Source organism: Nocardioides alcanivorans (genome assembly GCF_021555175.1).
In the GTDB taxonomy this organism is placed as follows: Bacteria; Actinomycetota; Actinomycetes; order Propionibacteriales; family Nocardioidaceae; genus Nocardioides; species Nocardioides alcanivorans.
Map to the genome: position 1 here is coordinate 82,211 of NZ_JAKGRW010000012.1, position 22,293 is coordinate 104,503.

Below are 22,293 nucleotides of genomic sequence, written 5' to 3' on the forward strand. Positions count from 1 at the left end.
CCACCAGCCCACAACGCAGCGTGGCCGGCGGGTCGGCGTAGAGCCCAGTCAGGCGGATCCCCCGGACACGTCGACAACGGCGACTCCGTAGGGCAACCGGTCGGCGAACCACGGATGGAAGGCACGATGAACGACGCTGAAGGTGTGGACCGTCCCCACCGGATCGACCGGGTGGGAGGCGAACGCCGTCTGGTGACAGGTGCCGCAGGTGGGCCGGGGCGGCCACTGGACAGTGTCACAGGCACGGCAGCGCCTGACCACGACACTCCCCGGCCCAGAGCATCGACATGGTCTGCGTACTCCGGAGCGACGTGCTCGGGGAAGGGTCTCGACACCACGGCTTCCGAGCCACTCACGCCTGATCACCAACTCGGCGACCCGCCTCGCGACGCCCAGCTTGGTCAGCGTACTTCTCATCAGCCATGGGTGAGGGCCCTCCGGCTCCGGTCATCCCGGCGTCGACGGGCAGCACCACCCCGGTCACGAAGGCCGCGTCGTCACTGGCGAGATAGAGCACCCCCGCGGCGACATCAGCGGGTACCAGCGGACGCCCCATGTAGCGAGAGCGGTCCAGCGCCTCTTGGGCTCCGGACAGATCGGTCGCGTCTCCCGCGACGAGATCCGCCGTCATCTGCGAAACGACAGCACCGGGGACGATGACGTTGGCGCGGATCCCGAACTGTCGCAACTCTGCGGCGACCGAGTTCGACAACCCGATGATGCCGGCCTTCACGGCGCTGTAGACGTGGGCGCCCACTCCGCCCATGACGCCGGCGGGGCTGGAGGTCGAGATGATCACGCCCGAACGCTGGGGCTTCATCACCCGAGCCGCATGCTTCATGCCCAGCAGCGCGCCGCGCAGGTTGACGGCGATGGTGAGGTCGGCATCCTCCGTCCGGGTCCGGTCGATGGGCCCGACCGCGCCGATGATGCCCGCGTTGTTGAACATCACGTCGAGGCGACCGAACTCGGCGACCGCCGCGTCCACCAACGAGGAGACCGACGCCTCGTCGCTGACATCGGTACGACGGAAGATCACCCCGGCTCCGAGCTCCGTGGCGAGCGCGACGCCCGCCTCCTCCTGCAGATCGGCGATCACGACCTTGGCGCCCTCGGCATGGAAGAGACGGACCGTGCCGGCTCCGATGCCGCTGGCACCGCCGGTCACCACGGCGACCCGGCCGTCGAGACGGCCGCGCGGGGCCGCCCCGGATGCACCACTCACGACGGGACCGCGATCGACTTGGTCTCGAGGAACGCCTTGAAGCCTTCGGGGCCCATCTCACGCCCGATCCCAGACTGCTTGTAGCCACCGAACGGGGAGCCGTAGGCCTGCGGTCGCCCGTTGATGCTGACCATGCCCGTGCGAATCCGGCGAGCGACGGCGACGGCGTGGTCGACGTCGGCCCCCAGACCGAACCGGAGAGTCCGTAGACCGAGTCGTTGGCGATCCGGACCGCATCCTCAACGTCGTCGTAGGGGATCGCGGCCACGACGGGCCCGAAGATCTCCTCCTGCGCCACCCGCATCTGGTTGTCCACACCGGCAAGCAGCGTGGGTGGCACGAACCACCCTGCCTCCAGCTCCGACGGAAGTGGCAACGTCTCGCCGCCGGTGACCACCCTGGCACCCTCCTCTCGACCCAACGTGATGTAGCCCGCGACGCGGTCACGCTGGCGCTGGCTGACCATGGGGCCGATCCTGGTGTCGGGGAGCATCGGGTCACCGACCTTCTGGGCAGCGAGGGCCGCGGCCAGCGCTTCGACGAACTCAGCCTCCCGGCGACGAGGAACGAGGATCCTGGTCTGTGCGATGCACGCCTGTCCGTTGACCATCATCGCCATCGGGAGCAGGGCCGGGATCACGGTCTCGATGTCGGCGTCCTCCAGCATGATCGCCGCGGACTTTCCGCCCAACTCGAGAGTGACCCGAGCGATCCGCTGCGCAGCCGAGGCCATGATCGCCTTGCCAGCCGCACTGCTGCCCGTGAAAGCGACCTTGTCGACCTCGGGGTGAGCAACGAGGTGGGCGCCCGCCTCGCGGTCACCGGGAAGGATGCTGAGCACCCCTTCGGGCAGCCCGGCCTCGAGGAATGCGTCAGCGAACGCCTGCACCGTCAGCGGCGTCTCCGGCGGAGGCTTCAGGACCACCGAGCATCCTGCCGCCAGGGCCGGCGTGATCTTGAGGGACGGGGTGCTCAACGGGCCGTTCCAGGGGGTGATCGCCCCTACCACCCCGACTGGCTCCTGGGTGACCAGGCTCGTGTTGGCGCCGTCCGAACGCCGCTCGTCGTAGGCGAACCCGCGTGCCAGGTCGGCGTAGTAGCGGGTGTGCCGGATCGGGTTCGGCACGTGTGCCATCTCGCTGAACCACAGGGGGCATCCGAGCTCGGAGGTGATGCTCACCGCCAGCTCGGGCGCACGCTTCTCCAGGAAGTCCGCGGCCTTGTGCATCACCTCCGCGCGCTCCTCCGGCGTGGCCCGGGACCACACGCCGGAGTCGAAGGAGGACCGAGCGGCGGCGACAGCCGCGTCGACGTCATCGGCCGAGGCGAGGGCCGCGGAACCGACCCGCTCTCCGTTCGCCGGGTTGCGCACCTCGGTGACCGCTCCTCCGCGTGGATCCTGCCACCGGCCTCCCACGAAGAGCTGCGGCCGCTCGGTCATGGCATCGGGCAGTGAGACGGGCTGGGACATGAGTGGGGTCTCCCTCCGGCGAACAACGTCGCCACACGGGTGCTGAGATGACTCTGCGAGGACTATTGCTGATAATGAAACATAACGTATTGTCTCGGGTGACGCCAGCCACATCCCAGGAGCAGAGCATGTCAACACATGTCGTCATCGTCGGAGCCGGCCTTGCCGGCCTTCGCACCGCCGAACGTCTGCGCCGAGGGGGTTACGACGGCGTCCTCACGCTGATCGGCACCGAGGCGCATCCGCCGTACGACAGACCGCCCCTTTCCAAGGCACTTCTCGGCGCCGAGCAGACACCGGACCTTCCAGCCCTCCGCAACAGTGACCGGCTCGCCGAGCTCGATCTGGATCTCAGGACGGGAGTGACCGCGACCGGCCTCGACCCCCGGGCACACCGGGTGAGGCTGGACGACGGCAGCGAACTGGCCTATGACCAGCTGGTGCTCGCGACCGGGCTGACGGCGCGAGCGTTCCCGCAGTGGCAGGGCATCGAGGGCGTTCACGTACTGCGCAGCTTCGACGACTGCCTGGCCCTGCGCGCATCCGCAGCCAATGCCCGACACGCCACCGTGATCGGGGCCGGCGTGCTCGGCAGCGAGATCGCCGCGACGCTTCGAGGCCGGGGCGCGGAGGTCGATCTCGTCGACGCCCTTCCCCAGCCCCTCCACCGTGTCGCCGGGGACGAGGTCGGCGCCTTCATTGCAGACCTGCACCGATCGCACGGCGTGAGCCTCCACCTCGGACGCACGGTCGCGGAGCTCGCGACCGACGAAGGGCGCGTGCGGGAGGTCCGTCTCGACGACGGCACCCGGGTGCGCACCGACCTGGTAGTGGTCGCCGTCGGCGCCTCTCCCGTGACCGACTGGCTTGAGTCCTCCGGTGTCCATCTGGATGCCGGCGTGGTCGTCGACGACCGCGGCGCCACCTCCGCTCCGGATGTCTGGGCGGTCGGCGACGTTGCCGCGGTTCCCAACCCCCGCGGCGACGGCACCATCCGGATCGAGCACTGGACCGCGGCCGGAGACTTGGCCGCGACCGTGGCGACCAACGTCCTCGCAGCGCTGGGTACCGGTGAGCCGCGAGCCCACGCAGAGATCCCCTACATGTGGACCGACCAGTACGACGTCAAGCTGCAGTGCCTGGGCCTGCCCTGCGCCTCCGACGAGCGCGTCCTGCTCACCGGCTCCCCGGAGAGTGGCGCATTCCTCCTGGCCTTCGTCGACGACGGACACGTGAAGGCGGTGGTCGGCGCCGGCATGCCGGCCGCGCTGATGCGTTGCCGCGCGGCAGTGACGAAATCCTGGCCCGTGACCGAACTCCGGGAAGCAGCTCCGTGGGAACGAAGGAAGGCAACCGCATGAGCGACCTCGAAGACCTGATGCACCGAGTGGCCCGGCTGGAGGAGGCGGAGCTCGCCCGGAACCTGCTGCACGCCTACGCGGAGACCCTCGACGATCCGACGCCCGAGGCGGTGGCGGATCTCTTCACCGAGGACGGCGTGCTCTCCGTACCTGCGGGCGACTTCGCCGGGACCACCGCGATCACCGGGTTCTACCGCGACAGGCTGGGGCCGGGCGCCTCGGAGAAGCGGCACTTCATCATGAACGTGCGAACCCGTCCACAGGGTCCGGGTCTGGTCGAGGTGGCGTCGTACTTCCTGTTCACGGCACGGGATCGCGACTCGGGCCTCGGCTGGGGTCAGTACCGCGATCTGATCGAGGTCGCCGGTGGCCGAGCCCGGTTCCGGCACAAGACCATCACCCCGCACCTGGCCACGGACCTGAACCGTGGCTGGCCCGCCACGGAGGCGTGAGATGCGGCAGATCCTCGCCGAGCAGGTGGTCGACGTCTACGCACAGCTCCCAGAGCCGGGCAGATCCTCGCGCTGGGTGGAGGCACGCAGGTTCGGGGCACACAACCGGCCGCTGATCGAAGGCCCGACCTACGTGGCGAACGGCGACCTCTACCTCGTCGACGTGCCCTGGGGTCGCCTGCTGCGCGTCCGGGACGGTGCGGTCGACGTCGTCCTGGAGTACGACGGCGAGCCCAACGGACTCGCCCTCCATCCGGACGGACGGATCTATGTCGCCGACTCGCGTCTCGGCATCCTCGCCTTCGAACCGGAGACAGCCGAGATGTCAACCGTCTGCGATCACCGGCGGACGGTGCCGTTCGTGGGACCGAACGATCTCGTGTTCGATGCCGAGGGCAACCTCTACTTCACCGACCAAGGGCTGAGCGACTGGCGGCAGCCCTACGGGGCTCTCTTCCGGCTGTCGCCCGGGGGTGACCTCGAACGGCTCCTCGACGGGCTACCAGGACCGAACGGTCTGACGCTCAGCGCCTCCGGGAGAGCCGTCGACGTGGCACTGACCGCTGAGAACAGCATCCTTCGGGTCACGCTCGATCCCCACGGCCAGGTGAACACGACCTCGACCTATCTCCGACTGCAGGGCGGCCTGGGCCCGGACGGCATGGCGACCGACCAGCAGGGCCGGCTCTTCGTCACGCACCCGGGCCGCGGCGTGGTCTGGGTCTTCGACCCCTGGGGCGAGCTGTGCGCGGAGATCCGCTCTCCCGCCGGACGGCACGTCACCAACGTCGCCGTCGTCCCCAACCATCCCGGCCGGGTCATCATCACCGAGGCGGAGCACGGCGTACTGCTCCTCGCCACGGTCGACGCCTGACCCCCGGACTGATCTCGACAAGCTCGATCAACGCAATCATCCGGAGGTCGAGCCAACCCGGGGTCGAGCCCTAACCCGGGGGTCGAGCCAACCCCCGGGGGTCGAGCCTGTCGAGACCCAACCCGCGAGTGATCTCGACAAGCTCGATCAACGGAGTGCAGTCGATCAACGGGGCGCAGTCGATCAACGAGGGTGGTCGATCAACGGAGTGCAGTCGATCATCCGGGGCGCAGTCGATCAACGGAGTGCAGTCGATCAACAGGGTTGCGGGGGCGGGCTGGGGTCAGCTGAAGGCTGGGAGGACCTCGTTCTTGAACTTCTCCAAGGTCGCGAGCATCCGGTCCTGTGGCAGGTCGTACCACTGCATCCGCAGGATCACATGGGTGATGCCGATCTCCTCCAGCTCCTTGAGCTGGGCGATCGCCGTGGTCGCATCCGTGAAGAGGTAGGACTTGTCGGCCACGGACTTCAACCCGGCGTCCCCCTTGAGATGGCGGTAGCTGTCGGTCTTGTCCGGAGCCTCGAACTCGGCGTACTTGCGGGTGTTCTCACCGCGGAAGTGGAGGCCAACCTCCAGAGCCTTCTCGGGGTCGTCGTCCAGGACCATCTCGCGGCGAACGACGACTTCCTGGGCCGGGCCTCGACCCAGCCGCTCCCGCTCCTCGGCATAGAAGGCGAGGATCGAGCGGAGTTTCTCCGGCTCGGCGTGCGGCGGGACGATCCAGGCGTCCCCGAGCGCGGCGGCGCGGCGAGCCCCCGTCTTGTGGACCCCGGCGCCCACCCAGATCGGCGGGCCCCCGTCCTGCACCGGCGGGATTCCGATGGACTCGCCCTTGATCGTGAAGTGCTCACCCTCGAAGTCGACGGTCTCGTTGCTCCAGAGGCGCCGGAGGATCTCCACGCTCTCCTCGTAGCGCTTGACCCGATCGTCCATCGAGATCCCGAACGCGTCGTACTCGTTGCTTCGGTAGCCCATGCCGAGACCCGCCACGGCATGGCCGTTGCTGATCTGATCCAGGGTCGCGAACTCCTCGGCGACCGCCACGGGGTGTCGCAGGGGAGGATGAACATGTTGGTGCCGATCCGCATGTCACCGGTGTGCTCAGCGATCGCGGCCAGCCCGACGAGCGGCTGGAGGGTCTGCATGTTGCCGAGGTAGTGGTTCAGCATCCACGCTGAGCTGATGCCGCTCTCCCGCGCTGCCCGTGCCTGCTCCCGCAGCTCGCCGATCCGCGCGGAGGGGAGATGTGGGGCGGGAAGTCGTTTTGCAGGGCCAGACCGAACGTCAGCGCCATGGAATCCTCCAGAAGGTCACGAGCAGGGCTTAATACATACTATTCATATTCAGAGATCTTGGCTAGGGTCTGAGGCAGACATCCGCGAACGAGGGGAGCCTTCCGCCCATGACCCGGACCTACGACGCGCTCGAGCCCACGGATCCGGACTGGACGAGGTGGACCGGCGCCCAGGTGCTTCGCCGCCAAGCGGCCGAGCGCGGCGACCGGACCTTCCTGATCGCCCCCGAGGAGGACCTCGAGATCACCTACGGTGAACTCCTCACCACCTGTGAGCGCGTGGCTGGCGGGCTCCACGCCGCTGGCGCCGAGCGCGGCGACCGGGTCATCATCATGGCCAAGAACTCCAGCCGCTTCGTGCTGACCTGGTTCGCCACAGCCCTCGGCGACCTGGTCGAGGCAGGTGTCAACACCGCCTACGAGGGCGAATTTCTGCGCCACCAGGTCCAGCTCGTCGACGCCAGGTGGGTCGTCGTCGACGACGACTTGGCCGACCGATTCATCGCTCTGCGTGATCACCTCGACCAGGTGGAGGGCTTCTGGGTCATCGACAACACGGGTGCCGCCGAGGGCGCCGTGGAGCGACTCCGGGCCGCCGGCTGGCGGGCAGAACACTGGGACGGCCTGCGCGAGGCAGCGCCGTACGACGGTCCCGAGCCCGACGCCCGCGACCTGACAGCCGTCTTCTTCACCTCCGGCACCACCGGGTTGTCCAAGGGCGTCGCCATGCCGAACGCTCAGATGAACTTCTTCTCCGAGCTGACCCGCTGCCTGACCCGGTTCACCGAGGACGACACCTGGCTGTCGGTGACACCGCTCTTCCACGGCAATGCGCAGTACATGGCGCTCTACCCCGCCCTGATCGCCGGCGGACGAGCGGTGATCCGTTCCCGCTTCAGCGCGAGCAGATGGGTGGACCAGCTTCGCGAGCACGACGTCACGGTCACGAACTTCCTGGGCGTGATGATGGACTTCGTCTGGAAGCAGCCCGAACGCCCTGACGACGCGGACAACCCGCTGCGCTGCGTCTTCGCGGCGCCCACCGCCTCGTCCATCCTCGAGGAGTTCAAGAAGCGCTTCGACATCGAGGCCTTCGTCGAGGTCTACGGCACGACCGAGACCACCACCCCGATCCTGAGCCCCTACGGCGAGGACCGACCTGCGAGGGCAGCCGGGCTCAACGCTGGCAGGTGGTACGACGTCGCGATCGTCGACCCGGAGACCGACATGGAGGTCCCGGTCGGCGAGGTCGGCGAATTCTGCGTGCGACCCAAGCATCCATGGATCAGCAGCCTCGGCTACTACAACATGCCGGAGAAGACCACGGAGGTGTGGCGCAACATGTGGTTCCACACCGGCGACGCCGTCCGCCGCGACGAGGATGGCTGGTACTACTTCGTCGACCGCATCAAGGACGCGATCCGCCGGCGCGGAGAGAACATCAGCTCCTACGAGGTCGAGCAGGCGCTTCTCTCCCACTCCGCGATCGCAGAGTGCGCGGTGATCGGAGTACCCGCCGACTCCGAAGCCGGGGAGGACGAGGTGATGACCGTGATCGTGCGCGATGGTGATCTCACTGCCGAGGAGGTGTGGGAGCACTGCGTCGGCAGGGTCCCGGCCTTCGCGATCCCGCGCTTCGTACGTTTCCGAGAGGATCTCCCCATGACGCCGTCGGAGAAGATCCGGCGCAACGTGTTGCGTGACGAGGCCACGAACGCGCAGGACATCTGGGACCGGGAAGCGTCGGCCGGAGCGGCCCGATGAGCCAGTCGACGCCTGCATCCGTGCTCGCGGTCCAGGTCACGAGCCTGGACGGGCCTTCGGGACTCCGAGTGGTCGAGCTTCCCGGTCTCGGTCCCGAGGATGCGGCTGGCGCGGTGTTGGTGGATGTGCACGCAGCCGGCGTCAGTTTCCCCGATCTCCTGATGTGTCACGGGCGCTACCAGCGCAAGCCTCCACTTCCCTTCGTACCAGGTGTCGAGGTCGCTGGCGTCGTCGCCGCCGCACCCACCGGCAGCGGTTTCCATCCCGGGGACCGCGTGGCCGCCTTCGTCCGAGTCGGCGGGTGGGCGGAACGCGTGGCGGTGCATCCCGAACTCACCTTTCCCCTCCCCGACGACATCAGCTTCCGCAGTGGCGCGGGAATGCCCATGAACTACCTCACGGCGCATCTGGCACTCACCCGGCGCGGCGGCCTCCGCCCAGGCGAGACGCTGGTGGTCCACGGTGCTGCGGGAGGCTTGGGAACGGCTCTGCTCCAGGCAGGTCGCGCACTCGGCGCCCGCGTCATCGGCGTTGTTTCGACCGAGGAGAAGGCAGCATTCGCCCGTGCCGCCGGGGCACACGAGGCGGTGCTGGTCGGAGACTGGCTGGCGGTTGTCCGCGACCTCGTCCCCGGTGGTGTCGACGTGCTCGCCGACACCGTCGGCGGCGACCGGTTCCTCGACTCGGTCCGTTCCCTCGGCAAGGAGGGCAGGCTCATCGTGCTCGGCTTCGCCGAGGGCATCCCGACGGTCGCCGCCAACCGCCTGCTGCTCAAGAACGTCGACGTACGCGGAGTTGCGTGGGGAAGCCTCATCGAGGACGAGCCGACCTATCCGCGCCAGCAGTGGAGCGACGTGACGGACTGGCACGCCGCAGGCCACGTCAACCCGGTCGACGGTGCCACCTATCCGCTCGAGCAGGCAGCCGACGCGTTGCGCGAGCTCGAGGACAGACGAGCGACCGGCAAGATCACCTTGACTCTCCGGAAGGAGAATGCAGGACCGGTCGCTGCAGAGCAGAACCCCAACCGAGAGGCAGGAACCCACTGATGGGCCAGATCCACGTCAAGGAACGCAGCGAGGCTGTCTGGATCACGTTCGACGCTCCGGAGCGCCGCAACGCGTTCGATCCGGAGATGGCGCAGGCGGCGGTCGAAGCCCTGGAGCAGAGCACCGATGCACGTGCCGTGGTCATCACCGGCGCCGCCGGAGGGTTCTGCGCCGGTGGCGCGCTGGATCTGCTCGGCACTCCGACGCTTCCGCAGATGCGCGAGCTCTACCGCATGTCCCTGCGTCTCTTCGACGCGGTGCGCACTCATCCCAGGCCTGTGATCGCGGCAGTGAACGGTGCCGCGGCCGGCGGAGGAAACGAACTCGTGGTGGCCTGCGACCTCGCGGTCGCTGCGGCCTCCGCCACCTTCGGGCAGACCGGTCCGCGGGTGGGAAGCGCGCCGGTGACGGGTGCCACGAACGTGCTCGGCGTCCAGATCGGTGAGAAACGGGCCAAGGAGATGGCATTCCTGTGTCGCCGCTACACCGCGACCCAGGCCCTCGAACTCGGCCTGGTCAACCAGGTGGTCCCCGACAGTCAGCTCGAAGCCGCCGTGGATGGCATCGTCGAGGAGCTCGGAGCCCTCAGCCCGCGCTACCTGGAGATCGCGAAGGTCTCCTCCAACATCTGGTGGAACCAGGCTCGGGACAACTTCATGGGCGGACTGGGCATGCTGGTGCAGGCGGTGGGAAGCGAGGACATGGTGGAAGGGGCGACGTCCTTTCTGGAGAAGCGCACGCCTCGGTTCCCCGATCCCCAGTGAGACCGCACGCCACATGAGAAGAGGAGGGGCAGGCATGAGCCGGCCCCTCCTCCCTGTGTCGGACTGCGCAGAATCAACCCAGCGCGTCGAGCTCGTCCGGGTCCACGTCGAGCTCGACGTCCTGGACACCACGCCACGCCATCGTGCCGCCGTCCACCGGGACGTTGATCCCGGTCAGGAAGGAGGCCGCGTCGCTGGCAAGGAAGCAGACCACCTGGGCGATCTCCTGGACCGTGCCGCGGCGCGGAATCAGGTGGGTGCCATACATCGCCCTGGCCCGCTCCAAGCGGTCAGTCGCACTTGCCAGGTGCGAGTTGCCCATCGGGGTCTTGATCGCCCCCGGTGAATAGGAGTTCGCTCGCACGTGGGGGCGAGGTTGATGGCAGTGGTGCGCGTGAGCTGGATGACGGCGGCCTTGGTGACGGCGTATGCCGCCATGCCCGCACCCGTCATCCCGGACACCGAGGCGGCGTTGACGATGCTCGGGCCCCGATCCGACTTGCGCAGGTGGGGCGCTGCATACTTCGTCGCCAGCCAGACCGCCTTCAGGTTGATGTCGTTGACCGCGTCCCAGGCCTCCTCATCGAGCGTGTCCACTCCGACTCGGTCTGCATCGGTGAACACCTGGTCCAGGACACCTGCGTTGTTGACCAGGACATCGAGGCCGCCCGCCCAATCGGCGACCTGGTCGATCATCTGCTCGATCTCCGCGCCGACGCGCAGGTCGGCGACCACGCACAGCGCGTCCCCGCCCAGCTCCCGAACGAGCGCGGCGGTCTCCTCGATCCCGGCACCGTTGGCATCGGTGAGCCCGATGTGCGAGGCGCCCTGCCGGGTCGCTTCCAGTGCGATCTCGCGCCCCATGCCTTGGGCGGCGCCCGTGATCAGGATCCGTTTTGCTCCCAGCATCCCTGCTCCTTCAGTCGTCGGTGACCCAGCCGGTGGCCAGGTCCGTACGGAGGTGGCTCTGCATCGCGACCCGCGCGAACCGCGGCTCGCCGCCCGAGACGTCGACCAGGTCGTCGTACTCGCCCCACCCGAGGATCGACTCCCCGGGAGCCGACCGATGAACGAGAAGTAGGCCTCGAGACGCACCAGGCCGGGCTCCAGCCACGTGGTGCGCGGACTCGCGACGAAGTGCCGCTTCGCGGAGGGGTCCGTAGCCCATGCCTTCATGAAGAAGGCACCGATCTCGTCGAGGCCCGTCGATTCACCACGTGGGGTCGCCAGCACCGCGTCCTCACGGAAGCAGGCGAGCGTCGCCGGAAGGTCCTGGGCGTCCACCGCCGTGGCGAAGGTGTGCAGGATGTTGCCCGCGACGACGCACTCCCAGGCTCGCGTCCCCGGGTCGCTCCCGCTAGCCGCGCCGTTCATTCGCGCGGCAGCCCGAGGCCACGCGCGATGATGCCGCGCTGGATGTCGTTGGTGCCTCCGCCGATGACATACATGGGCGCCACCCGGATGGCTGCTTCATGACGACCGGCCAGTAGCGCAGACGGACCGAGTACGTCGATACAGGTGCGTCCGAGCTCCTCGGCGAGATCGCCGCTGAGCACGGCAGCCATCGGCCCGGCGATCCGGGCGTCGGCGCCGGTGGCGCTGCCCCCATGAGACGCGTGGCGCGCAGCACCAGCGCCCGAGCCGCTTGGAGACGACAGGCGGCCCAACTGATCCGGTCACGGTCCAGGGCATCGACCGATCCCCCGGCAGCGACCCGCGCACGCAACTCGGCGACGGTCTCGTCGAAGTGGCGTCGCAGCGTGGCAGCGACACCACCCATCACGACGCGTTCCGCGGTCAAGGCGTCGGTGATCACACGCCATCCGCCATGGATCTCTCCGACGCGGCAGGAGTCGGGCACCCGGACGCCGTCGTAGAAGACGGTGCAGGAGATCTCCCCGAGAGCGCGGTGTGGTTCTGCACGGTGATTCCGGGAGTGTCCATCGGGACCAGGAAGATCGTGATGCCGGCGTGCCGCGGCTGGGCGTCGGGGTTGGTGCGCACCGCCAGCCACACGTGGCTCGCGGTGTTGCCCCGAGTGGTCCACAGCTTCTGGCCGTCGATGACCCAGTCGTCCCCGTCGCGCACCGCACGGGTACGGAGCGAGGCCAGGTCGGAGCCTGCCTCCGGCTCCGAGTACCCCAGGCAGAACGCCATCTGGCCCGCATGCAGGAGCGGCAGGAACTGCGCCTTCTGCGCCGCCGTCCCGTGGCGCAGCAACGAGTGGCCGATCAACATGGTGGCGCTCATGGCCCGATCGACGGGGCCGCCCGCGTACTTCATCTCCTCGTGGAGCACGACCTGCTCCTCGACGGAGACCTCCTTGCCGCCGTACTCCTCCGGCCAGTTGAGGGCGAAGAGCGACTGCCGGTCCATCTCGGCGCGCAGTGCCTCCACGTCGTACTCACCGGCGACTCCGGCAGCGAGGTCCGGGTCGGGGCGACGGAAGCGGGTCAGCAGCGCGCGCACCTCCTCGCGGAATGCTTCGGCGCGATCACCCAAGTGGAAGTTGGGCAGCCCCTCACCCTCGAGAAGGCGATCGGCGACACCGTCGCCGCGACGGTCGTCCAGGGCCCCGGAGCCGAGATGGGACAGGTCCGTGTGGACGCGGCGGAAGAGCCAAGCGGCCTCGTGTTCGTCGAAGAAGCCGACGGCACCGAGGGTGTGCTGGGCCCCTGCCATGATCCGCTGCGCCGCAGTGCGGGCATGGCGGGCAGCCAGAGCTGCGGCGATCTGGGCGTCGGCGCGGTCGGCAAGGAATGCCTCGACCGCCTCGTCCACCAGGGCCTCGCTTGCCGAGACCTCGATCTGACAGGCAGCAACCCGCTGTTGGACCGCCCCGAAGGCGCCGATGACCTTGCCGAACTGCTGGCGCACCAACGCGTGCTCGACGGCCAGTTCGTGTGCGCGGCCAGCCGCCGCGGTCGCACGAGCGGCAACGGCGAGTCGGAGCAGTGCCGTCACCCGCTGCGCTTCGCCGTCGTGGAGTCGTCGTGAATGCACGCCGTCGCCGAGACTGACCTCGCGCAGCGCGGGGGCGGCGAGCCCCGCGAGGGAGTGGGCAGCGGCGAGCGGGTGCAGTGAAACCGTGTCCGCCGCATGGTCGAGAACGACGCCGTGAGTGGCCGTGCCGGCGTCATCGACCACCGTGTCGGCACCGGCGGATCCGTGGATGATGACCGGACGCAGCTCGCCGTCACCGATTGCGGCGGCGTGCTCAGGAAACAGGATGGTCGCGACGTAGGCGTCGGCCACGGGGAGCGGACACGACCTGCGGCCGAGCTCACGGACAGCGGCCACCAGGTAGTCCGCAGCTGCTGCCTCACCGAGTTGGTACCAGCCCTGCTGGGCGGCAACCTCCACCAGTTTGGCGGTGTCGGAGTCCTCCGCGCTGACGGCGGAGGGCCACAGACCCTCCAGCGCCCCTGCGACTGCCCTGCGGAAGTCGCGCACCTCGGAGCCGTTGTCTGCCATCTCGTCACCGTCCTTGCCGAAAGCTGGTGATCTATGAATACCATATTCATGATCACCCTCACATCCGTGTGTCCAAGAGGAGTAGCCGTCATGATGTTTCCGCACCTCTTCCGTCCGCTGACGCTCGGCTCTCGGACAGTGAAGAACAGAGTGGTGCTCCCACCCCATGCACATGTGGTATCCAGCCTGTGGGGCACGGACGAGGAGGCGGAGCGTCACATCGGCTACTGGGCGGAGCGCACCTCCGCCGGTTGGGTCGACGGTGTCTCCGCCCACGTGCGCAACAACCTCATCCCGGGCTTCGAGCCGACCGGGGTGGGCGCGCAGTACGACGGCCACTACCGCCAGCCCTACTTCCTCGACCGAGTGGGTCGACTCGCAGAGGTGCTGCACCGCGACGGCACCATCCTGACGGTCCAGATGATCCTCCAGGGCGGGATGCCGCACGCCGCATCGCCCACGTTGAGCGGACCCGTCGTCAACCAGGTGCCCCATGCCCTCACCCACGACGAGATCGACTGGTTCGTCGAGGAATACGCACATGGCGCGCGGCAGATCGCGCTCGCTGGCGCGGACGGCGCCGAGGTGCACCTCAACCACGACGACATGCTGGAGTACTTCCTCTCCCCGCTGACCAACCACCGTACCGACGAGTACGGCGGCGACCTCGCCGGGCGACTGCAGTTTCCGCTGCGCATCCTCAGTGCCCTGCGGGATGCGATGGGACCGGACCGCATCGTCGGCGTCCGGCTCAACCTGCGCGAGGAGGAGCCTGGCGGCTACGGGATCGACGGCCCGGACGGAGCTGTCGCGATCGCGCAAGCACTCGAGGCCAGTGGGTACGTCGACTACCTCAGCTGCGCCATCGGCAGCCCATGGGGCAACCCGAGCTACATCCAGTCGCAGCACCACCGGCCGGCCGAGTGGTCGGAGCTGGCCGGTCGAGTGAAGGCAGCCGTGTCACTGCCGGTCGTCTACACCGGTCGGGTCACCAGCCCGGCGGTGGCGGAGGAGTTGCTCGCAGCGGGTCACGCGGACGTCGTCGGGATGGCACGGGCGGTGATCGCCGACGGCCAACTCCTGACCAAGGCGAAGGAGGGGCGCCCGGAGGACATCCGCCCCTGCGTGGGTGGCAACGAGTGCATCAGTCGACGCGTCGTCGAGGGAACTCCGTTCTCGTGCGCAGTCAATCCCGAAGCAGGCAAGGAGGCCGACAACGCTGTCCGGCCGACTGCCTCACCTCAGCGCATCCTCGTCATCGGGGGCGGCCCGGCAGGGATGGAGGTGGCCGGCATCGCGGCAGAGCGCGGGCACCGGGTGACCCTGTGGGAGGCGCAGGCTGCCCTCGGGGGCCAGCTGCGGACCGCCGCGAACGCTCCGCGCCACGAGGACTACCGTTCCTACCTCGCCTGGCAGGAGCGGCGCCTCGCGGCCGCCGGCGTCACTGTCGCGACGGGACGACGCGCCGACACCACGGCGGTTGCGGACTTCGGCGCAGATCGAGTCGCGGTGGCGACCGGCGCCACGGCTCGAACGCCGAGCATCCCCGGCGTCGACCTGCCGCACGTGCACACGGCTCACGCCGTGCTGGACGACGAGGAACAGCGGATCGCCCTCGGTGAGCACGTGCTCGTCGTGGCCCAGGACGATCACCTTGCTCCCCTGTCGGTTGCGGACTTCCTGGCGACCAAGGGCCACCGGGTCACGATGGTGCACGGAACGGCAGCCCCGGGGCCCCTGTTGAGCCGCTACATCCTCGGCTCGATCCTGGCGCGTCTCGACGCAGGCGGGGTCACTCTTCGCACCTCCGAGCAGCCGGTCTCGATCGAGTCGGGACAGGTGACCGTGCGACACGTCTATTCCGGCGCCACCCGCGCCATTGCGGGAGTCGACTCCGTCGTGCTCTCCTGCGGAGCGGTGCAGGAGTCCTCCTTGTACGACGAGCTCCGTTCCCTTGACGTTGCCGCCGACATCGTCGGCGACGCCTATGCCCCACGTCGCTTGGTGTTCGCCACCAAGCAGGCGCGGGAACTTGCACTCACCTTGTGACCCTGCCTGAGAAGTCGTGACTCACGCGTAGTAACCGTCGCGACCTGCCGTGCCCAGCACACTGTCGCCCCCGTCGATGACGAGGCAGGCGCCGTTGATCCGTGGCGCACGAGCGAGGAACAACGCCGCCTGCGCGACGTCTCCCGCCGTGGTGGGAACGCCGCTGGACGACGCCGCAGCCAGGCGTGCGTAGGGTGTCTCGAGGTCGTCGCGGTCACCCATCAGGCCCGCCGCCAACGACGTGACCGCACCCCCGGAGCAACGGCATTGATCGTGAGACCGTCCCGCGCAATGTCGACCGCCACGGATTCCACCAATCCCTTCACCCCGTGCTTGGCAGCGGTGTAGGTGTGCGGCCCCAGGCCGCCCCGAACCGATGCCACGCTGCCTGTGCAGACGATCGCGCCCGCCCCAGCAGGACGCATCACCCGCACCGCGTGCTTGACGGTGAGGAACACACTCGTCAGCAGCAGATCCATGCTGCGGCGATAGTCCTCCAGCGCATGGTCCTCGATCCTGCCGGTCACGCCCACGGCTCCCGCATTGGCGAAGACCGCGCTGAGTGAGCCCTGTGCCGCCGCGGCATCCACGGCGGCAGCGACGTCGGACTCCCGAGTCACGTCGCAGTGCACGTACCTGGCAGCAGCACCCAACTGCGCCACCAAGGCTGTTCCAGCCTGGTCATCGACGTCGGCAACCACCACTCGGCCACCGTCCGCCGCCATGGCCCGGGCAATGGCGGCACCGATGCCGCGCGCACCTCCCGTCACGAGCGCAGTCGCCATGTCGCCAGCCATACCGAACCTCCTTGATTGACACTCCATCCCACGAAAGATTACCGTAGAATCATTATCAGAGATAGGAGCATCGGTGACGCACAAAGAGGTCCGTCAGCTCGACCGGGTGATCATTCGTTTTGCCGGTGATTCCGGTGACGGGATGCAGCTCACCGGTGATCGTTTCACTCAGGAGTCGGCTGCGTTTGGCAATGATCTGGTGACGTTGCCGAACTTCCCGGCCGAGATCCGGGCGCCTCAGGGCACGATCCCGGGGGTGTCGTCGTTCCAGGTGCATTTTGCTGACCACGACATCTTGACTGCTGGTGATGCCCCTGATGTGTTGGTGGCGATGAACCCGGCGGCGTTGAAGGCCAACATCGGTGACCTGCCCGCGGGGTGCACGATCATCGTGGACACCCACGACTTCACCAAACGCAACCTGGACAAGGCCGGCTACGACGCCAACCCGTTGGATCTGCTGGGGGACGCGAACGACCCGTTGGGGTCGTTCAACGTGCAGCCGGTGGACCTGACCGGGATGACGGTGGCCTCGGTGGCCGAGTACGGGTTGTCACGCAAGGACGCAGCCCGGGCGAAGAACATGTTCGCCCTCGGATTGTTGTCGTGGATGTACGGACGCCCCACCGACACCACGGTGGAGTTCTTGTCGAAGAAGTTCGCCAAGGCCCCCGCCATCCGCGATGCCAACATCACCGCGTTCAAGACCGGCTGGAACTACGGCGAGACCACCGAAGCGTTCGCGGTGCAGTACGAGGTGAAACCCGCCACCATGCCCGCGGGCACCTACCGCAACATCACCGGCAACCTCGCCCTGTCCTACGGCCTCATCGCTGCCGGGGTCCGCTCCGGACTGCCGGTGTTCCTCGGCTCGTATCCGATCACCCCCGCGAGCGACATCCTCCACGAGTTGTCCAAACACAAGTCGTTCGGTGTCACCACCTTGCAGGCCGAAGACGAGATCGCCGGCGTGGGCGCCGCCATCGGCGCCTCCTTCGCCGGCCACCTCGGCGTCACCACCACCTCCGGACCCGGTGTCGCGTTGAAGGGTGAGGCCATCGGGCTCGCGGTCATGACCGAACTGCCCCTGATCGTGGTCAACGTGCAACGCGGCGGCCCCTCCACCGGCCTGCCCACGAAGACCGAACAATCCGACCTGCTCCAAGCCATGTTCGGGCGCAACGGTGAAGCACCCGTACCGATCATCGCCCCCTCCTCACCCGGCGACTGCTTCACCGCCGCCGTCGAGGCAGCACGCATCGCCATCACCTACCGCACCCCCGTCATGCTCCTCTCCGACGGCTACCTCGCCAACGGCTCCGAACCCTGGGCCATCCCCACCGTCGACGACCTCCCCCTCATCAACCCCAACTTCACCACCACCGAGACCCTCAACGGCGACACGTTCGAGCCCTACTCCCGCGACCCCGACACCCTGGCCCGGCCCTGGGCGATCCCCGGCACCCCCGGACTCGAGCACCGCATCGGCGGCCTCGAGAAAGACGGCACCACCGGCTCGGGCAACATCTCCTACGACCCCGCCAACCACGACCACATGGTCCGCACCCGCCAAGCCAAGATCGACGCCATCGCCAACTCCCTGCCCCCCTTGGAGGTCGACGACCCCTCCGGGCAAGCCAAAGTGCTGGCACTCGGCTGGGGCTCCACCTACGGACCCATCGGCGCCGGCGTCCGCCGCGTCCGCAAAGCCGGCTACCACGTCGCGCACCTCCACCTGCGCCACCTCAACCCCTTCCCCAACGACCTCGGCGACATCCTCACCCGCTACGACAAAGTCCTGGTCCCCGAGATGAACCTCGGCCAACTCTCCCTACTGCTCCGCGCCAAATACCTCGTCGACATCGTCGGCTACAACCAAGTCCGCGGCCTCCCCTCAAAGCCGCCGACCTCGCCCAAGCCATCAGCGACCTCGTCGCCCAAACCGACAACACCACCGTCGACCTCACGATGAGCACCCCCGGAGCCCACGCATGACCTACGTCATCAACGAATCCTGCATCGACGTCAAGGACCGCGCCTGCATCGACGAATGCCCCGTCGACTGCATCTACGAAGGCACCCGGATGCTCTACATCCACCCCGACGAATGCGTCGACTGCGGCGCCTGCGAACCCGTCTGCCCCACCGAAGCGATCTTCTACGAAGACGACCTGCCCGAGGAATCGTCGGGCTTCCTGACCATCAACGCCGACTTCTTCACCGAACTCGGATCCCCGGCGGCGCCACCAAGACCAACACCAACCACCTCGACCACCCAGACGTCACCGCACTCCCGCCACAAGGAGAAGACTCATGAGCATCGATCTGGGACTCCCCACCCTCGGCACCACCGGCGTACCCACCCTGCCCGAGGGCGAGAGCCTCACCGGCAAGGACTTCACCAGCGACCAAGAAGTCCGCTGGTGCCCCGGCTGCGGCGACTACGCAGTGTTGAAAGCCGTCCAGAGCTTCCTGCCCACCTTGAACATCCGCCGCGAAAACGTCGTGTTCATCTCCGGTATCGGCTGCTCCTCAAGATTCCCGTACTACCTCGACACCTACGGCATGCACTCCATCCACGGACGCGCCCCTCCATCGCCACCGGCCTCGCAGTCGCCCGCGAAGACCTCCACGTCTTCGTCGTCACCGGCGACGGCGACGCCCTGTCCATCGGCGGCAACCACCTCATCCACGCGCTGCGCCGCAACGTCAACATGACCATCTTGCTGTTCAACAACCGCATCTACGGGCTCACCAAAGGCCAATACTCCCCCACCAGCGAGATCGGCAAAATCACCAAATCCACCCCCGTCGGCTCCCTCGACCACCCCTTCAACCCCGTCTCCCTCGCACTCGGAGCCGAAGGAACCTTCGTCGCCCGCACCATCGACAGCGACCGCAAACACCTCACCAGCGTGCTCACCGCAGCCACCGCCCACCGCGGCACCTCACTCGTCGAGATCTACCAAAACTGCCCCATCTTCAACGACGGCGCCTTCGACGCCATCAAGAACCCCGACTCAAAAGCCAACGCCATCATCCCCCTCGTCCACGACCAACCCATCACCTTCGGCACCCCCGGAGAAGACGGCATAGGCACCAAAGGCCTCATCCGCAACCCCACCACCGGTGGTATCGAAGTGGTCGAGGTCGCCGAAGTAGGCATCGAACAGATCCTCGTCCACGACGCCCACAACCCCGACCCGTCGACCGCCTTCGCCATCAGCCGACTCACCGATTCGGGCTACCTCAACCAAAGCCCCATCGGCATCTTCCGCCAAGTCCAACGCCCCGCCTACGACGACCTCGCCCGCGCCCAAATCACCACCGCCAAGAACGAACACACCACCACCCCCACGACCGCCTCACCAACCTCATCAACAACGGCGACACCTGGACCATCACCTGAGAAGCCACTGAGCCCCACCCATTTGCGTTGCGGCATCATCGATTCTGTGGTTACGATCACATTGATATGCATTGTTTCTCTGGTACGGGAGAGTGCTGATGGTGTTCAGGTCCACGGGTTCACGAAAATGTCTGAGTAGCTTGGCGGCAGTCATGGCAACCTTCGTTGCAGGGAGCCTGAGCCCCACTGCAGCCGCAGCCCCAGCCGACGTGGGCACGCTTGCCGTCGCCTCCGCCGAGGATCAGTGCAGTGCCGCGGACGGGCTCCTGGACGGCCTGTCGCTGGAGACCGCCGAGATCATCGGCGTGAGCACGCAGTGGAACACCTCCGGGCAGACCGAGCTCACCCCTCCGGTCGGCACTGACGTCGGTGGCATCGACTTCTGCGAGGTGGCAGTCACCCTGACCCACGGCGAGGAGAACGGCTTCGGACCCGATGAGGTCAGCGTCTGGGTCTGGTTGCCTGCCACCTGGAACGGCCGCATCCAGGCGGTGGGCGGAGGTGGGACACGTGCCACGCACGGAGCTTCGTCGATGACCGCTGCGCTGGCCGATGGCTATGCAGTGACGGCGAGCGACTCCGGTGTCACCGATGACCGACAGCCCAACATCTTCCTCGACTCCGACGAGACCGGAGACTCCTTCAACTGGCAGATCTTCGAGAACTGGACCTACCGCGGCGTCTGGGAAGGCACGCTCATCTCTCAACAGGTGGTCGACAAGCACTACGCCGCACCGGCCGACTACACCTACTGGAACGGCTGTTCCAACGGCGGCCGCCAGGGATTGGAGATCGCGCAACGCTTTCCCGGTGTCTTCGACGGCGTGATGTCGGCTGCGCCTGCGATGTACGGCGCCGACCGGCTGAACATGACCATGTCCTGGCCAGCCATGGTTCAGCACGATGCCTTCGGTGGTTTCATTCCCCGTTGCAAGCTCGCTGCCATGGGAGACGCGGTCCGGAATCACTGCGACGCGGATGACGGCGCCGTGGACGGCCTCGTCTCGACGCCCGCCCGCTGTGACTACGAGGCCGCGTTGGAGACCGTCATCGGCATGGAGACCGAGTGCGGCACGATCACCAAGCGTGAGGCCGAGGTCGTCGCGCAGATCTTCGAAGGCCCGCGCACGGCGGACGACCGCTTCGTTTGGTACGGCCACACTCCCGGAGTGGACCTCTCCGGCGGCACTTTCAGCGTGCCTCCGTCGTTCGCGTTGCAGAACTTCGCCTTCGCCGACACCACGGTGGACTGGACGAGCCACACCTCCGACGACTTGGTGACGACGATCCGCGATCGGATGCAGGGTCGTCTCGAGTTGCTGGCGAGCGCCGACCCGGTGTTGGAGCCCTACCGGCGCAGCGGCGGCAAGTTGCTGATGTGGCATGGCGAAGCCGACGGGCTCTTCCCGGCGGCGCAGTCGGCTCACTACTTCGACGAGGTCGCGCGCGTCTCGGGCGACCGGACCGAGGACTTCTTCCGCCTGTTCCTGGCACCCGGGGTCAATCACTGCGGTGGTGGCACCGGGCACCAGCCCGACGACCCGTTCGCAGCACTGGTGCATTGGGTCGAGGACGGCGAAGCACCCGACGTCCTTCCGGCCACTCTCGAGAACGAAGCCGGCGAGAGTCACCGCAACCTCTGTCCCTACCCCCAGGCGCAGATGTACGACGGCGGCCCGCTCACCGATGCCGCCAGCTTCCAGTGCGGCGAGGAGACAACCGCCGCAGCCAAGATCAGTACCACCGTCGGAGCTTCCCCAGTCACCGGCGCCGTCGGCGAACCGGTCACCGTCACGGCTCACGTCAGTGCAGAGGACGACGCTGAATTGACCGGGGTCGTTGACGCCGTGATCAACGGCAAGACGGTCGCCTCCGGCACGGTCTCCAAGGGCGTCGCCGAACTGATCGTGCCGCGCAAAGCCATGCCTGCCAAGCGCCTGGAGCTCCGCTACCGCGGCTACGGCAACTACAGCGGATCCCAGACGAGCGTCGCCATGCGACTCGACCCTGCCACGAGCACGGTCAAGGCCAAGCCCGCGAAGAAGAAGGTGCGCCGGGGCGGGAAGCTACGGGTGTCCATCACCGTGCGTGCTGCAATCACACCAGCCGGTCGGGTGGTGGTGCGCGGCCTTGGCTCGGCCAAGGCCAGGCTCAATGCCTCCGGGAAGGCCACGGTGGTCCTCACCGTCCCCAGACGAGCGACCGTGGGCAAGCACCGCCTACGCGTCGTCTACCGGGGAAGCGGCACGGTGGATGGGTCCGCGACGAAGGTCACCGTCCGCGTGCGGTGACCTCGTTCGACCCATCGG

At 67.7% G+C, this 22,293-nt stretch carries 16 protein-coding genes and 6 pseudogenes; 11 read left to right on the forward strand and 11 right to left on the reverse strand.

Going from position 1 to position 22,293, the window contains the following annotated elements; genetic code table 11:
* Window positions 1–48: 48 nt before the first annotated feature.
* The 3 genes and pseudogenes from L1066_RS28455 to L1066_RS28460 form a co-directional block, all read right to left on the reverse strand.
* Window positions 49–417, reverse strand: a complete 369-nt coding sequence (locus tag L1066_RS28455) for a Zn-ribbon domain-containing OB-fold protein (protein WP_376707648.1) — start codon at window positions 415–417, stop codon at window positions 49–51.
* On the reverse strand, window positions 353–1,225 hold the full coding sequence (locus tag L1066_RS06610) for an SDR family oxidoreductase (RefSeq protein ID WP_235735563.1): 873 nt from the start codon (window positions 1,223–1,225) through the stop codon (window positions 353–355). The genes L1066_RS28455 and L1066_RS06610 overlap by 65 nt, the downstream gene beginning before the upstream one ends.
* A pseudogene (locus tag L1066_RS28460) lies at window positions 1,222–2,810 on the reverse strand (aldehyde dehydrogenase). The gene L1066_RS06610 and the pseudogene L1066_RS28460 overlap by 4 nt, the downstream one beginning before the upstream one ends.
* Before the next feature lie 14 nt (window positions 2,811–2,824).
* On the opposite strand from L1066_RS28460, the gene L1066_RS06620 reads away from it, so the two are divergent.
* From L1066_RS06620 to L1066_RS06630, 3 genes are read left to right on the forward strand one after another with little or no spacing between them, the layout of a single operon-like run.
* A complete protein-coding gene (locus L1066_RS06620; RefSeq protein WP_235735565.1) occupies window positions 2,825–4,057 on the forward strand; it encodes an NAD(P)/FAD-dependent oxidoreductase in 1,233 nt (410 codons plus the stop codon).
* Window positions 4,054–4,509, forward strand: a complete 456-nt coding sequence (locus tag L1066_RS06625; RefSeq protein ID WP_235735566.1) for a nuclear transport factor 2 family protein — start codon at window positions 4,054–4,056, stop codon at window positions 4,507–4,509. Before L1066_RS06620 ends, L1066_RS06625 begins: the two co-directional genes overlap by 4 nt.
* 1 nt (window position 4,510) lies before the next feature.
* Window positions 4,511–5,383 (forward strand): SMP-30/gluconolactonase/LRE family protein, encoded by an 873-nt coding sequence (locus L1066_RS06630; RefSeq protein ID WP_235735567.1) that lies wholly within the window; start codon window positions 4,511–4,513, stop codon window positions 5,381–5,383.
* A 283-nt stretch (window positions 5,384–5,666) separates the two neighbouring features.
* Here L1066_RS06630 and L1066_RS06635 read toward each other — a convergent pair whose 3' ends face one another.
* Entirely contained in the window at window positions 5,667–6,428 is a 762-nt protein-coding gene (locus L1066_RS06635; RefSeq protein ID WP_235735568.1) for an LLM class flavin-dependent oxidoreductase, read from the reverse strand.
* Window positions 6,429–6,442: 14 nt separating this feature from the next.
* Window positions 6,443–6,625 (reverse strand): annotated as a pseudogene (locus L1066_RS28465) (LLM class flavin-dependent oxidoreductase); the annotation flags it as partial.
* A gap of 161 nt (window positions 6,626–6,786) precedes the next feature.
* Here L1066_RS28465 and L1066_RS06640 point away from each other — a divergent pair.
* From L1066_RS06640 to L1066_RS06650, 3 genes are read left to right on the forward strand one after another with little or no spacing between them, the layout of a single operon-like run.
* The gene (locus L1066_RS06640) at window positions 6,787–8,442 is read left to right on the forward strand and encodes an AMP-binding protein (protein ID WP_235735569.1); all 1,656 of its coding nucleotides are present in this window, start codon (window positions 6,787–6,789) and stop codon (window positions 8,440–8,442) included.
* Complete coding sequence (locus L1066_RS06645; RefSeq protein WP_235735570.1) at window positions 8,439–9,491, forward strand: NADPH:quinone oxidoreductase family protein; 1,053 nt, start codon at window positions 8,439–8,441, stop codon at window positions 9,489–9,491. The genes L1066_RS06640 and L1066_RS06645 overlap by 4 nt, the downstream gene beginning before the upstream one ends.
* Window positions 9,491–10,255, forward strand: a complete 765-nt coding sequence (locus L1066_RS06650; RefSeq protein ID WP_235735571.1) for an enoyl-CoA hydratase/isomerase family protein — start codon at window positions 9,491–9,493, stop codon at window positions 10,253–10,255. Before L1066_RS06645 ends, L1066_RS06650 begins: the two co-directional genes overlap by 1 nt.
* Window positions 10,256–10,328: 73 nt before the next feature.
* Here the strand turns inward: L1066_RS06650 and L1066_RS06655 are convergent.
* From L1066_RS06655 to L1066_RS06665, 4 genes and pseudogenes are all read right to left on the reverse strand, one after another.
* Window positions 10,329–11,629, reverse strand: a pseudogene (locus L1066_RS06655) (SDR family oxidoreductase).
* Complete coding sequence (locus L1066_RS06660; RefSeq protein WP_283095311.1) at window positions 11,626–11,922, reverse strand: acyl-CoA dehydrogenase family protein; 297 nt, start codon at window positions 11,920–11,922, stop codon at window positions 11,626–11,628. The pseudogene L1066_RS06655 and the gene L1066_RS06660 overlap by 4 nt, the downstream one beginning before the upstream one ends.
* Window positions 11,901–12,035: pseudogene (locus L1066_RS29260) on the reverse strand (hypothetical protein); the annotation flags it as partial. The gene L1066_RS06660 and the pseudogene L1066_RS29260, both read right to left, overlap by 22 nt.
* 32 nt (window positions 12,036–12,067) lie before the next feature.
* Window positions 12,068–13,729, reverse strand: a complete 1,662-nt coding sequence (locus L1066_RS06665) for an acyl-CoA dehydrogenase family protein (RefSeq protein WP_235735573.1) — start codon at window positions 13,727–13,729, stop codon at window positions 12,068–12,070.
* A 90-nt stretch (window positions 13,730–13,819) separates the two neighbouring features.
* On the opposite strand from L1066_RS06665, the gene L1066_RS06670 reads away from it, so the two are divergent.
* Entirely contained in the window at window positions 13,820–15,778 is a 1,959-nt protein-coding gene (locus L1066_RS06670) for an oxidoreductase (RefSeq protein ID WP_235735574.1), read from the forward strand.
* 21 nt (window positions 15,779–15,799) lie between these two features.
* Here L1066_RS06670 and L1066_RS06675 read toward each other — a convergent pair whose 3' ends face one another.
* Both L1066_RS06675 and L1066_RS06680 read right to left on the reverse strand, forming a co-directional pair.
* Window positions 15,800–16,000 (reverse strand): hypothetical protein, encoded by a 201-nt coding sequence (locus tag L1066_RS06675; protein WP_235735575.1) that lies wholly within the window; start codon window positions 15,998–16,000, stop codon window positions 15,800–15,802.
* Complete coding sequence (locus tag L1066_RS06680) at window positions 16,000–16,575, reverse strand: SDR family NAD(P)-dependent oxidoreductase (protein WP_235735576.1); 576 nt, start codon at window positions 16,573–16,575, stop codon at window positions 16,000–16,002. The genes L1066_RS06675 and L1066_RS06680 overlap by 1 nt, the downstream gene beginning before the upstream one ends.
* A gap of 25 nt (window positions 16,576–16,600) precedes the next feature.
* Here L1066_RS06680 and L1066_RS06685 point away from each other — a divergent pair, with 25 nt between their 5' ends.
* From L1066_RS06685 to L1066_RS06700, 4 genes and pseudogenes are all read left to right on the forward strand, one after another.
* Window positions 16,601–18,547, forward strand: a complete 1,947-nt coding sequence (locus L1066_RS06685; protein WP_446499897.1) for a 2-oxoacid:acceptor oxidoreductase subunit alpha — start codon at window positions 16,601–16,603, stop codon at window positions 18,545–18,547.
* Between the two features lie 19 nt (window positions 18,548–18,566).
* Window positions 18,567–18,892 (forward strand): annotated as a pseudogene (fdxA, locus tag L1066_RS06690) (ferredoxin).
* Window positions 18,889–19,984 (forward strand): annotated as a pseudogene (locus L1066_RS06695) (2-oxoacid:ferredoxin oxidoreductase subunit beta). Before fdxA ends, L1066_RS06695 begins: the two co-directional pseudogenes overlap by 4 nt.
* A gap of 152 nt (window positions 19,985–20,136) precedes the next feature.
* Window positions 20,137–22,275: a tannase/feruloyl esterase family alpha/beta hydrolase gene (locus L1066_RS06700; RefSeq protein WP_235735577.1), complete on the forward strand. Its 2,139-nt coding sequence runs from the start codon at window positions 20,137–20,139 to the stop codon at window positions 22,273–22,275.
* Window positions 22,276–22,293 lie beyond the last annotated feature (18 nt).